Annotated in this window: 7 protein-coding genes; 5 read left to right on the top strand and 2 right to left on the bottom strand. The window is 55.0% G+C overall.

Features of this window, described 5'->3' with window-relative positions; all coding sequences use genetic code 11:
* The first annotated feature begins 14 nt into the window (after positions 1–14).
* The 5 genes from QFZ34_RS13645 to QFZ34_RS13625 all read left to right on the top strand — a co-directional run bounded on the left by QFZ34_RS13645 (position 15) and on the right by QFZ34_RS13625 (position 5,925).
* The gene (locus QFZ34_RS13645) at positions 15–914 is read left to right on the top strand and encodes a carbohydrate ABC transporter permease (protein WP_115054652.1); all 900 of its coding nucleotides are present in this window, start codon (positions 15–17) and stop codon (positions 912–914) included.
* Between the two features lie 20 nt (positions 915–934).
* Positions 935–2,737, top strand: coding sequence for an IlvD/Edd family dehydratase (locus tag QFZ34_RS13640; RefSeq protein WP_307281894.1), 1,803 nt, complete (start codon positions 935–937; stop codon positions 2,735–2,737).
* Between the two features lie 48 nt (positions 2,738–2,785).
* A complete protein-coding gene (locus tag QFZ34_RS13635; protein ID WP_307281891.1) occupies positions 2,786–3,538 on the top strand; it encodes an SDR family NAD(P)-dependent oxidoreductase in 753 nt (250 codons plus the stop codon).
* A gap of 33 nt (positions 3,539–3,571) precedes the next feature.
* Positions 3,572–4,411, top strand: coding sequence for a fumarylacetoacetate hydrolase family protein (locus QFZ34_RS13630; protein ID WP_115054649.1), 840 nt, complete (start codon positions 3,572–3,574; stop codon positions 4,409–4,411).
* A gap of 176 nt (positions 4,412–4,587) precedes the next feature.
* The gene (locus tag QFZ34_RS13625) at positions 4,588–5,925 is read left to right on the top strand and encodes an MFS transporter (RefSeq protein ID WP_115054648.1); all 1,338 of its coding nucleotides are present in this window, start codon (positions 4,588–4,590) and stop codon (positions 5,923–5,925) included.
* Between the two features lie 95 nt (positions 5,926–6,020).
* Here the strand turns inward: QFZ34_RS13625 and QFZ34_RS13620 are convergent, their stop codons facing one another.
* Together QFZ34_RS13620 and QFZ34_RS13615 are read right to left on the bottom strand one after the other, a co-directional pair.
* Positions 6,021–10,640, bottom strand: coding sequence for a translocation/assembly module TamB domain-containing protein (locus tag QFZ34_RS13620; protein ID WP_307281885.1), 4,620 nt, complete (start codon positions 10,638–10,640; stop codon positions 6,021–6,023).
* Positions 10,637–12,565 (bottom strand): autotransporter assembly complex protein TamA, encoded by a 1,929-nt coding sequence (locus tag QFZ34_RS13615; RefSeq protein ID WP_307281882.1) that lies wholly within the window; start codon positions 12,563–12,565, stop codon positions 10,637–10,639. Before QFZ34_RS13615 ends, QFZ34_RS13620 begins: the two co-directional genes overlap by 4 nt.
* Positions 12,566–12,602: the final 37 nt, after the last annotated feature.

The following is a 12,602-nucleotide window of genomic DNA, read 5'->3' as shown; positions in this document are numbered from 1 at the left end:
GGAGGGAGACAATCATGAGCATTTCCGAGCAAACAAACGCCCAGCCGCTGAACGACGAAGCGCAGGGCATGAGCTATCTCAACCGGTTGCCACGGCGCATTGTCGTGCTTTACCTTCCTCTGCTGGTCTTCATCATCGTATTGCTGTTTCCATTCTATTGGATGGCAATCACCGCGGTTAAGCCCAATGACCAGTTGACGGACTATAATAATTACAGCCCGTTCTGGGTGGTGAAGCCAACGCTCGACCATATTAAATATCTGCTGTTCGAAACCTCCTATCCAGGCTGGTTATGGAACACGATTGTCGTATCGGTCTGCGCGACCGTGCTGTCGCTTGCCGCATCTGTTTTCGCCGCCTATGCGATTGAGCGTGTGCGCTTTTCCGGCTCTCGCCCGGTAGGTCTTTTGATCTTCCTTGCCTATCTGGTGCCACCGTCGATCCTGTTCATCCCGTTGGCGGTTATCGTGTTCAAATTTGGCATTTACGACACCAAATTCGCATTGATCTTCACCTATCCGACCTTCCTCATCCCCTTCTGCACATGGCTGCTCATGGGCTATTTCCGGTCCATACCCTTCGAGCTTGAGGAAAGCGCTTTGGTGGATGGCGCGTCGCGCTGGCAGATTCTGGTCAGGGTCATATTGCCGCTGGCAGTGCCTGGACTGATATCTGCCGGTATTTTTGCCTTCACTTTGTCTTGGAATGAGTTCATTTATGCGCTGACCTTCATCCAATCCTCTGAGAACAAGACTGTCCCGGTCGGTGTGCTGACGGAGTTGGTGCGAGGCGATGTTTTCGAGTGGGGTTCACTGATGGCGGGCGCACTGTTCGGGTCGCTGCCCGTTGTCATCCTCTACTCATTTTTTGTCGATTATTACGTTTCTTCCATGACCGGTGCGGTCAAGGAATAAGTCCCCCAGGAGTTACTTAAATGACCAGCAACAAAGCCCCGAAAAAACTGCGTTCTCAGGAATGGTTCGACAATCCTGACAATCCGGGGATGACCGCGCTTTATCTTGAGCGCTATCTGAATTACGGCCTGACCCGCGGCGAATTGCAATCGGGCAAGCCGATCATCGGCATCGCACAGACCGGTTCGGATATTTCACCTTGTAACCGGCACCATATTGAACTGGCCAAGCGCGTGCGTGACGGTATCATTGCTGCTGGTGGCATTCCTTTCGAGTTTCCGGTTCATCCTATCCAGGAAACCGGCAAGCGCCCCGGCGCAGCACTAGACCGCAACCTTGCCTATCTTGGCCTTGTTGAGGTTCTTTTCGGTTATCCGCTTGATGGCGTTGTTCTCACCATCGGTTGCGACAAGACCACGCCAGCCATGTTGATGGGCGCCGCCACGGTGAACATTCCAGCTATCGCGCTGTCAGTCGGACCCATGCTGAATGGCTGGCATCGCGGCGAGCGCACCGGCTCCGGCACCATCGTCTGGAAGTCACGCGAGAAGCTCACCTCTGGCGAAATCAACTATGACCAGTTCATGGATATTGTCGCATCATCGGCGCCGTCGGTCGGGTACTGCAATACGATGGGCACGGCTACCACCATGAATTCGCTAGCCGAAGCACTTGGTATGGAATTGCCGGGCGGCGCAGCCATCCCCGCGCCTTATCGCGAACGCGGCCAGATTGCCTATGACACCGGCAAACGCATCGTCGACATGGTACGCGAAGATCTGAAGCCATCCGATGTCATGACACGGGCCGCCTTCGAAAATGCCATCGTTGTCAATTCCGCGATTGGCGGATCGACAAATGCACCAATCCATCTGAATGCCATTGCACGCCATCTCAATATTCCGCTGGACAATGATGATTGGCAGGAAATCGGCCATGACGTGCCGCTTCTGGTTAATTTGCAACCAGCCGGTGAATATCTGGGTGAGGACTATCATCGCGCAGGCGGCGTGCCTGCCGTGGTTGCCGAACTGATGAAGGCCGGGAAACTTCCGCATCCGGGCGCTGTGACGGTCAACGGCCAAAGCATCGGCACCAATTGCGAGCATGCAGAAAACCTCAACACGGATGTGATCAAGACCTATGATGCGCCGTTGAAAAAGAAGGCCGGGTTCATCAACCTCAAGGGCAATCTCTTTGACAGCGCCATTATGAAGACGAGCGTTATTTCCGAGGAATTCCGCCAGCGCTATCTATCCAATCCGGATGACCTGGAGGCCTTTGAAGGCATTGCCGAAGTTTTTGATGGACCGGAGGACTATCATCACCGCATCGACGATCCGGCGCTTGGCCTTAGCGAGAACAGCATTCTGATCATGCGCGGCACTGGGCCGATCGGCTATCCAGGTGCGGCAGAGGTGGTCAATATGCAGCCGCCAGCCTATCTGCTGAAGCAGGGTATCCATGCGCTGCCTTGTCTTGGCGATGGCCGTCAATCCGGCACATCCGGTTCCCCATCCATCCTCAACGCCTCGCCGGAAGCAGCGGTCAATGGCGGACTTGCGCTCGTTCGCTCCGGCGATCATCTGCGCATTGATCTCAACAAGGGCACTGCAAACATCCTGATCGACGATGAGGAATTGCAAAAGCGCAAGGACGATCTGATCGCTGCGGGCGGCTATAAATATCCGGCAAGCCAGACGCCGTGGCAGGAAATCCAGCGCGGCATGGTCGGTCAGCTTGATGAAGGCATGGTTTTGAAACCTGCCGTTGACTACCAGCGCATTGCTCAGACCAAGGGGCTTCCACGCGATAATCACTAAATCGCCGGACGCCCTGACAGATGCAAAAGCCATATATCGGGAGGAAGCATGGCGAATTCCATAAGGCGCTATGAGGGGAGGCACGCGGTTATAACCGGCGGTGCCTCCGGCATAGGTTTCAGAACAGCAGAGCGGATCGTGTCGGAGGGCGGCACGGTCACTCTGTGGGACGTCGATGCAGCAAAGATCGAGGAGGCAAAGGCAGCGCTTGGAGCCTCCTCCCACGGCGTTAGTCTCGATGTGTCCGATCCTGACCAGGTCGAGAAGGCCACGCAGGAAACCGTATCCGCCTTTGGCAAGATCGACGTGCTTGTCTGCTCGGCGGGAATAGCCGGACCAAATGCCAAGGTTGCCGACTACCCCATTGATCAGTGGAAACAAGTCTTTGAAATCAATCTGCACGGATTGTTTTATTGCAATCGATTTGTCGTGCCGGTCATGCAGAAGAACGGCTATGGCCGGATCGTCAATGTTGCTTCCATTGCGGGCAAGGAGGGCAACCCCAATGCCTCGGCCTATAGCGCATCAAAGGCTGCGGTCATCGGCCTGACAAAATCGCTGGGCAAGGAACTTGCCGGTGATGGAATTACCGTCAACGTGATAACACCGGCTACCGTTGATACGCCCATCCTCCAGCAATTGAAGCCGGAGTTCATCGATTACATGCTTTCGAAGATTCCGATGCAGCGTTTTGGCAAAGTTGATGAGCTTGCCGCGCTGATTACGTGGATTGCCAGTGAAGAATGCTCATTCACGACCGGAGCAGTATTCGACATTTCCGGTGGCCGTGCTACATACTAGGCCACTACCCACCAGTGAAGAGAAGGTTGACCAATGAAACTCTTGCGTTATGGCCCGCTCGGCCAGGAAAAACCCGGTCTTGTCGACAAGGACGGCAATGTCCGCGATCTTTCCGGCCACGTGAAGGATATAGCCGGTGAAGCAATTTCACCCGAGGGCTTGAAGAAACTCGCTGCGATCGATCCCGCTTCACTGCCACTCGTTGAAGTAGACCGCTATGGCGCCTGCGTTTCCGGAACCGGCAAATTTATCTGCATCGGCCTGAACTATTCCGACCATGCCGCCGAAACCGGCGCGACCGTGCCGCCGGAGCCAATCATTTTCATGAAGGCCACATCGGCGATTGTCGGCCCGAACGATAATGTGGAAATTCCCCGCACCTCGCTGAAGACAGACTGGGAAGTCGAGCTTGGCGTTGTAATCGGCAAACATGCCAAATATGTCAGCGAAGATGAGGCAATGGACTATGTTGCGGGCTATTGCCTGATCAATGATGTTTCCGAGCGCGCCTTCCAGGCTGAACGTCAAGGACAGTGGACCAAGGGTAAGAGCTGCGACACATTTGGCCCGACAGGCCCCTGGCTTGTGACCAAGGATGAAATCAAGGACCCGCAAGACCTGAAGATGTGGCTGGAAGTCAATGGCCATCGCTATCAGGACGGCACATCGGCGACGATGGTCTATGGCGTGAAGTATCTGGTTTCCTACCTGTCGCAATTCATGAGCCTGCATCCGGGCGACATCATCTCGACCGGCACACCTCCCGGCGTTGGCCTTGGCCAAAAGCCGAATGTGTTCCTCAAGGAAGGCGATATTATAACGCTCGGTATCGAGGGTCTGGGCGAACAGCGCCAGCAGGTCGTACAAGCTTAATTTAACCTGCACATCAGTTCTGCGTGGTTCGACAAGCTCACCATGAGGGAAATTGAGGATTGCAAGATCAATCTTCGACGTTGCAAGTATTTTTGCAGCCCAATCCCAGTCCTCATGGTGAGCCTCGTCGAACCACGCACAATTGTCTCCGCCTTTTGGCGGCAAAGGAGTACAAAATGTCCTCAGCTACAAAAGCTGCCCATCCCCCACGGAAGGCTCCAGCGGGTGCCAGCAAGGTTCGCTACATCATTCTCGCGATGTGCTTTCTTGGTCTGACAATGAATTATCTCGACCGCGCCAATATGAGCGTGGCGCTACCCTATATCGATGCTGAACTTGGCCTCAACCTCAGCAATGCCGAGAAGGGCCTGATCTTCGGCGCGTTCTTCTGGGCCTATGACGGCATGATGCTGATCGCTGGCTGGTTTACCGATAAGGTCGGCGCGCGCCGGTCCTTTTCTCTTGCTGCCGTCTGGTGGTCTGTATTCACGGCGCTGACACCGCTCGCCACGACTTTCTGGGGCTTCTTCGGCATGCGTTTTGCTTTGGGAGCGGGTGAGGCCCCGGCCTACCCAAGCGCAACCAAGGCCGCATCGCGCTGGTTTCCAAAAAGCGAGCGCGCTTTCGCTACCGCAGTCATCGACTCCGGCTCACGCGTTGGCACTGTTCTCGCATTGCCTATCGTGACCGGCATTATCGCGCTCGCGACTTGGCACTATTCATTCATCATCCTCGGCGCGCTCGGCCTTGTATGGGCGTTCTTCTGGTACATGATGTATCGCGACCCTGCCGACCATCCGGGCGCAAACGATCTGGAGCGTCAATACATCACCGATAATGGTGGGCGCACGGAAGAGAATGACGATGCGGAAGCGGTAAAAATCCGGTGGCGCGACCTTTTCCGTTATCGCACCGTTTGGGGCATGATGATCGGCTTCTTCTGCCTGAACTTCGTCATCTATTTCTTCCTGACCTGGTTCCCCGATTATCTGAAGAATGCGCGCGGCCTCAATCTGGCCGAGCTTGGCACATTCGGGATGATCCCAGGCCTTACCGCTGTTGCTGCGGCATGGGCGGCAGGCATCTGGGCCGATCGCGCTATTCGCAATGGTGCCGACGTGACGACAATCCGCAAGATCATCATGGTTGGCGGTCTGCTTGGTGGCGCGGCCATTCTACCCGCTGCAATGGTGACATCGCTCTATATGGCGCTGATCTTCCTTGCGATTTCCTACAGCAGTCTGGCTGTTGCGGCCACGGCAATCTGGTCGCTGCCAGCAGACGTTGCGCCAAGCTCGCATCATGTGGCATCAATTGGCGGCATCCAGAACTTTGCCTCAAACATTGCAGGCATTATCAGCCCGTTCCTGTTTGGCTATCTGCTTGATGTGTTTAATGGAAACTATATTCCGTCATTCGCTCTGGCTGCCGGCGTCGCCGTCATCGGCGCGTTCAACTACGCATTTGTCGTAGGTCGTGCAGAGCCACTGCCAGTTCTGCCAGCACGCGGCTAAAAACATTAAGGGCGGTGCTTTGCGCCGCCCTTTTTCATAGGTTTTTATGCATTGCCCGAATGCGAAGCGGCTTCGCACCTTTGCTGGAAATGCACTTAGTAGTCTTTTTCGAAGAACAGACCAGCGCCGGAATCGCCATCGCTGCCAACAGCACCCTTGGCTTTCAGATTGGGCGTGATGTCGAGATTGATCGTGCCTTTGGTATTGCCACCGGCACCTGCCTCGACCCCCAGATAAATATTATCCCTGATATAACGCCCGGCGCGAACGCCTGCGTTGCCTTCGCTATCGGTAACAACATCAAGATCATCAAGCCCCGTGCTCTTACGCAGGCTATCGATCAGCGACGAGTTGGAACCACCTGCCAGTTCCGCAGCGGCGGTAGCAAGCCGAGCAATCTGCAGCGGTGTCAACTCGCTGATCGAACGATTGAAGATCAAGCGCGCCATGACCTCATCCTGTGGCAGTTCCGGCTGCGACGAGAAGACAATCTGCAAATCGGATACGCGGCCCTTTACAGTCACACTGACGGTTATGTCGCTGCTTTGGGTAGTGGCAACGAAGTTGATTTCAGGATCAAGATCGCCAACCAGCGTGACCTGACCTTCCGTGAAGGTGATGCGCTGGCCAAGAATGCCAAGACGGCCACGGATGAGATCAAAACCGCCTACAGGCTGAACATTTGTGGCAGGACCGGTCAATCGCACGGAACCGCCGATCTCCGCATCAAGGCCGCGACCACGCACGAAGATCTTGTTGGGTGCTGTAACATTGATATCGAGCCGCACCACACTTGGACGCGATGTCGGTGTTGCGACCTCGCGCTGATCAGCCTTGGCACGCTTAAGTGTTTGTTGAACCTTCTTCGAAGCATCTTTATGCTTTACGTCGATAACCGCCGACGGACCGCCAAAGGTTTCCGGAACAGTGATTTCAGCGCGATCAATATTGATGTTACCAGCAATGACGGGATCACGGGTCAGAGGACCATTGATGCCCAGCGCGCCCGTCACAGTGGCGACGACAAGATTGCCGTCGGCATAGCGCGCCTTATCCAGCTTGATATCAATATTAGCGGGGAAATTCGCAGCAGCATCCGTTGAGATCGTACCTGTCGCGCTGACGGTACCACCTGTTGAAATCCCGGCCGTCAGCGTGCGGATTGTGACAGTCGTACCCTCCATGCTGCCAAGCAGGGTAATCCGCTGCAAGCGCAGATTCGATTCCGGATCCATGATTTCCGCACCATTGGCCGAGAACATGCCGCGAATCTGTGGTTGGGCAAAGCTGCCGGTTACATTGGCCGTGACATCAATATTGCCCTTGGCCTGTGTTCCGCGATCCGCGAGGAAGCGGTTAGCCAGAGACAGCGGAATATTACCGGTGACATTGATGCCAAGTCCGTTGCCGGAAATGGGAACTTCACCACTGGCTGATACTGTAAAGCCCTGCGGTCCATCGACCTTTGCGGAAGAAAGTGAAAGGCGCTCATTGGCGAAGCGTCCTGCTGCCGTCAGTTGCAGAGGGGCTAGCCCGGCTTCCTGCAAGGGCTTGGCGGAAATGCTCGAACCCTTCAGGTCAAACTCCGCATTTGGCTTTTGCAATGTGCCTGTAACACGACCGCGGCCGGAAACAGCGCCCGCGAGGTTCTGATCTTTGACAATGCCGTTGAGAGTCGTCAGCGGGAAACTCTTCAGATCGAGATCGACGCCAAGCTGGCCTTGTGCCAAAGGCACCGATCCGCGTGCCGAAGCGTCCAGTCCATTTGCCCCGGTCAAATGGGCATCGACATTTAACTGATCAGTCGTTGATGTGCCTTTGGCATTAAGATTAAGCGCTTCAAGACCCGCTTTCTTCAGTGCTGCTGCCGTTATGCCGCGCGCTTGCATGTCGAAATTGACGTCCGGCTTCTCGCGCGTACCACCGATCTTGGCGGTGCCATTGATTTCTCCGCCGAGCCCAAGATCAGGTTTGATCGTATTGGCGATATCTAGCGGCAGTTTCTCAATCGCAACCGCCAGATTGAGCGTTTGGGCAACTTCACCACTGACGGTCACCTTGCCATTGCCGATATCAAGGATGATGTCACCAAATGAGACATCACTACCAGCAACATTGATTGCTGCGGGCTGTACGAGGCGGGCAGCAAGCTTGTCACGTGTCAGTTCCGCCTTTGCCAGCGACAGCAGATAGCCTTTATCCGTGGGTTCAAGAGCGCCGCCAAGGGATGTTTTCGCGCCGTTTTTCAGCGCTGCATCAAGAGTGAAGTTCGTAGCCTTACCGCTCTGGCTCGCCTGGGCGTCAAGGCTTGTAATATCAATTCCGGAGGCCGAAATATTGGTTGCGCTTACCGTGCCGTTGGCGGCTGGAACATTGAAAATATCCTGTGCCACAAGCGCAATTTCTGCTTTGCCAATGGCAACATTATTAGCCTTGAGACTATCAATCTGTCCTTTGACATCGAGGTTCTGCTTATCGTCATCATGCGATAGCGCAATCGTCGCATCGGCCTTGCCTGTCGCTTCGACTAGGAAGAGCGCAGCGGCGGTGGACACATCGGCGGAACTCAGCGTCAGATTGCCTTGCAGCAATCCTTTTTTGTCTTGCGTAACATCACCGCGCAGACGCGTTCCACCCGCGATAAACAACAAATTGCTGAGGCGTTTCTCATCTTTGCGTAACGCGATCTCGGTGGAAAGATCCGCACGGATGCCATCGAGAAAAGCCAAGCCTGAAAGCTTGCCGTCAATATTGTCTTCAAGCAGCGTTCCATTGAACGAAATATCGCCTTCGGTCAGCTTGCGTCCCGATAATGTGCCCTGCGGCACACCCGCATTAAAGGCAAGGGCGATGATCTTGTCCTGACCGCGCGCGCTGCCCTTTACCTTCAATGCCCCGCCCGCCTTCTCCGAAAGAAGTGCCAGATCGGTAAGGTCGAGGCCAAAGTCGAAATTGGCGGCACCGCTGGCAAATATTCCATTGGCGGTGACAAGCGTCTGCGGATTTTCGATCTTGAAATTCTTGGCACTCAGTCCGTTTTCGCCACGGGCGAGGCCGCCGGTGATCCGTGTTTCGCCCGCCAGCACTTTATCGGCTGCATCAATGCCAAGCTTCATACCCGTAGCATTGCCGTCCAGCATCAGATCAAAACCGCCTGTCAACGCCTCAACAAGACCGTTGGCTTTCAGGTCCAGCGAACCGGCCAATTCCCGGCCGGCAAGCGCCGAGAAGGGCGAGATGCTTGAAGCTTTAACAAGAATATCGCCGCGATAGGCGAATTCGCTGATCGCGCCTGCCAGAGAAGCACTGAATCCATTGGCCGCGATCAAGGCCTGCTTAAGATTGACAGGGGTACCAGCCTTCCAGTCGCCATTGATCTTAAGCTGGACAAGATCACCGAGGGCTTCAGCTATATCTGCCCGTTTTGCGGTGATACCGGAAATGTCGCCGTTTAAATCATAGGTCAGCGAACGGGCCGCAGGGTCATCAACATTTTGAGCCAAGCCTTTGGCGACAAGGTTGGCCGATTTGGCGGCAAACATTTCCGTTGTCAGGTTGGTGACTTCCAAAGTGCTTGACCAGGCATCATTTGCATTTGCATTCGTGCCGAAATCGACGGCGAAGACCGCCTTATCCACAGTGGTCTGACCGCCGGCAACAGGCAGGATAACCTTCTTGCCCGTTGGGTCGGCTATCGTTGCGTCGACCTTCAATCGGCGCAGGAACCCGTCATTCGTGGTCTCACCTGTGGCATCAACCAGCAGCGCATTGCTTTTGATACTGAGACGGTCAAGCGCAAATCCACCGGCATCACGTACCACGCCATTGACCACCAAAGCAGTGTCATTACCGAAGAAATCACGAAATATCGGCGGGATAAGGGCTGCAACTTCGCCGTCCAGCGTCGTCTTGAAACCAAGCCCGTCAGCCTGGCGATCAATCTTGGTATTGCCGGTAAGAACGCGCTTGCCCGCTGCGTCGAGGGTCAACTGCAAAGCCAGATCGCTTAATGGGCCGGAGCCCTTCAACGCCATGACAACAGGCGGGCGTCCTTCAATATTAAGAAGGTTGGCCATAATGCCATTCGCCGGTTCGTTCAGCAAAAGGTCGAGATCAAGCTGCTGGCTCTCATTGGCATAAGCGGCTTTGATCGTGAAATCACCGCCTGGACCATCCAGACGCTTTATCTGCAAATTGGAATCGAGCGAGCCGCCGTCAAGCGTCAGATTTCCCGCAACGGAAATCTCTGATTTCAGGCCAAAAACTGTATCCCCAAACGCTACGCGACCGATCTTCAACTCCTGAAGAATAACCGCAAGCGGCAGTTCCGGCAGACTGAAACCTTTCGCTTCCGGCGAAGGCAAACCTTCGTCCGGTAGCGGCTTGCGCATGACATCGATGGAGTCTGCCGCCAGCGTATTGATATCCAGACGTCCACGCAGCAGCGCAAGGCGGCTCCAGACGATGCGGGCATTGGTGATCTTCAGCCAGATACCTTGGCGATCCGCAACCGTGATGCTGCCAATATTTGCTTCGGAGGAAAGCACGCCCTGAATTTCAGAGATCACAATCTGACGATTTGGTGTCGATAGCTGGTTTTCAACAAAGCTGAGAAAATATGACTTCTCTGCCTCGGCGCTGGCAGGCGCAGGCGACTGCGCCACGGACGGGCCGACGATAAGGAGCAAGAGAAGGGTTGCAAGTATCCGGATCAAAACGCCTGTCCTATGCCAACGTAGAAAGCAAAACTTGGATCGTCATCGGTCCGGTCAAGCGGAACGGCAACATCAAGCCGGATCGGACCAAGGCCGGTATTATACCTTATGCCCGCGCCAACACCGAGCCGTAGCTGCTCTGCAAAATCCGGGAAAGATTCTTCGCCGACATAGCCCGCATCGACAAAGCCGACCGCGCCGATCGTATCGGTAAGGCGCACGCGTGCTTCCACCGAGCTTTCGACAAGCGAGCGTCCGCCGATCACATAATTATCGCCATCGCGGCTGACATTCACGCCAATATTGCGATAGGCATAGCCGCGAACTGAACCACCCCCACCAGCAAAGAACAGTTGATCCGGTGGCAGCTCGCCGATTTCAGCGCCAACAATCGACCCAAGCTTCAGACGCCCGGCGAGGACGAAACGATCATCGGCACCGAAACCGTAATAGGTGCGCCCTTCCGCCGTAAATTTGGTGGCGAAGTTGCCATATTCTACTTCGTAGAATGGCGACAAAAGCCCCTCAAGATAATAGCCATTCTTTGGATCAACCTTGCTGTCGCGGCTGTCATAGGTCAGCCCGCCAAGGACACCCACTGTCAGGAAATCACGGCTTCCGAAGAAATCATCTTCAAATTTCGACTTCGAGACACTCGCAGTGAGTTTGCCGGAAAGCTCGTCCGAAAATATATGGGTTAAGCCAGCTTCAGCAGTGACTGAAGTCTGCGTATAGGCATCCAGAACCTTGCGCTCGCCAATCAGCGAGGAAATGAAATCCGTATCCGGCGTCCAGACACCAGGCTTGGTGAAACTGACACCCAGCATGTAATTATAGTCCTGTGGGTCGTAGGATTGCCCGCCAATGCCACCGATTTTGGCATCGAACCGCAGACGCTCGGCCCGGCCAAAAAGATTGCGGTGCTGCCAATAGGTCTCAAAACCGGCGCCGTCCAGGGTCGAATAGCTGCCACCAACACCGAAGCGGCGCAGCTTCTGCTCCTGCACGGCAACTGTAATCGGCAGAAGCCCATCGCTTGTGATGGCGTCTGCTTCTTCGATACGGGCCGAGCGGAACACCTCAAGTCGAGACAGACGCTTTTTGGCGCGCTCGATCTCGTCAGGATCATATTCGCGTCCGGGCTCCAGACCCGTGATGAAGGCGACAAACTCAGGATCCATGCGCTCAGTACCGGTGACCTGCGTCTGGCCGAACGATGCGCGGCGACCGGGATCAACATCGATAATCGCATCAACTTTGCTGTTGTCGTGATCGGCGGTGACGTTGCGCGAAACGATCTTCGCCTTGGGATGGCCCTGCTCGCGCCATGCATCAACAGCAAGGCGCTCTGCCTTTACGATTGACGTGGAACGGGCAATATCGCCCACCGCGAACCCCTGATTTTCAGGTAGGTCGATAATATCCTTCTTGTCGACCGGCGGCGGAGCGACATTCTTGATGCGTGCGGTAGAGAAAAGAAACTGCGGTCCCGGATCGACCGAAATTGACACGGCTGCGGGATCTGGCAAAACCGTGTCGGGAGGAAGATCACTCGCCTCACGCCCATCAACTTTAATGCTGATATTGCCGCCATAACGACCATCGGCGTAAAGCGCGCCAAGAATACGGCGATAATCGCCTCTGGCTTTGGCTAGAAGCCCTGCGGCACCGGAGGCAGGCTTTTCCTTGTCAGCGACAAGGCTGGAAGCACCTTCGACGAGCTTTTTGGTCTCTTCGTTTTCTTCGTTGGCGATTTCTACGGTATATTTTTGCGGATCGGCAATGACGGAATCCGCGTCATCGTCTTTTTTCTCTCCCCAAAGATGAATGCCGAAGATTTCGAACGCGTGCGCGGGCGATACAAGGGCTGAGCAAGCCAGCAATGCGGCGGCAAACAAACTGGCCTGTGGGCGCTTGAAGTCCATCAACCAGTATAATCCCTAACTCAAACAAAATGACACA

It is taken from the genome of Phyllobacterium ifriqiyense (assembly GCF_030817885.1).
GTDB lineage: Bacteria > Pseudomonadota > Alphaproteobacteria > Rhizobiales > Rhizobiaceae > Phyllobacterium > Phyllobacterium ifriqiyense.
Note: the sequence above shows the minus strand (reverse complement) of the source record. Positions and strands in the feature narration are given on the sequence as shown.

Excerpts from the sequence above, each read along its gene's own strand:
- QFZ34_RS13630 (WP_115054649.1), top strand. The coding sequence starts at position 3,572 with ATGAAACTCTTGCGTTATGGCCCGCTCGGCCAGGAAAAACCCGGTCTT.
- QFZ34_RS13625 (WP_115054648.1), top strand. The coding sequence starts at position 4,588 with ATGTCCTCAGCTACAAAAGCTGCCCATCCCCCACGGAAGGCTCCAGCG.
- QFZ34_RS13635 (WP_307281891.1), top strand. The coding sequence starts at position 2,786 with ATGGCGAATTCCATAAGGCGCTATGAGGGGAGGCACGCGGTTATAACC.
- QFZ34_RS13615 (WP_307281882.1), bottom strand. The coding sequence starts at position 12,565 with ATGGACTTCAAGCGCCCACAGGCCAGTTTGTTTGCCGCCGCATTGCTG.
- QFZ34_RS13645 (WP_115054652.1), top strand. The coding sequence starts at position 15 with ATGAGCATTTCCGAGCAAACAAACGCCCAGCCGCTGAACGACGAAGCG.
- QFZ34_RS13640 (WP_307281894.1), top strand. The coding sequence starts at position 935 with ATGACCAGCAACAAAGCCCCGAAAAAACTGCGTTCTCAGGAATGGTTC.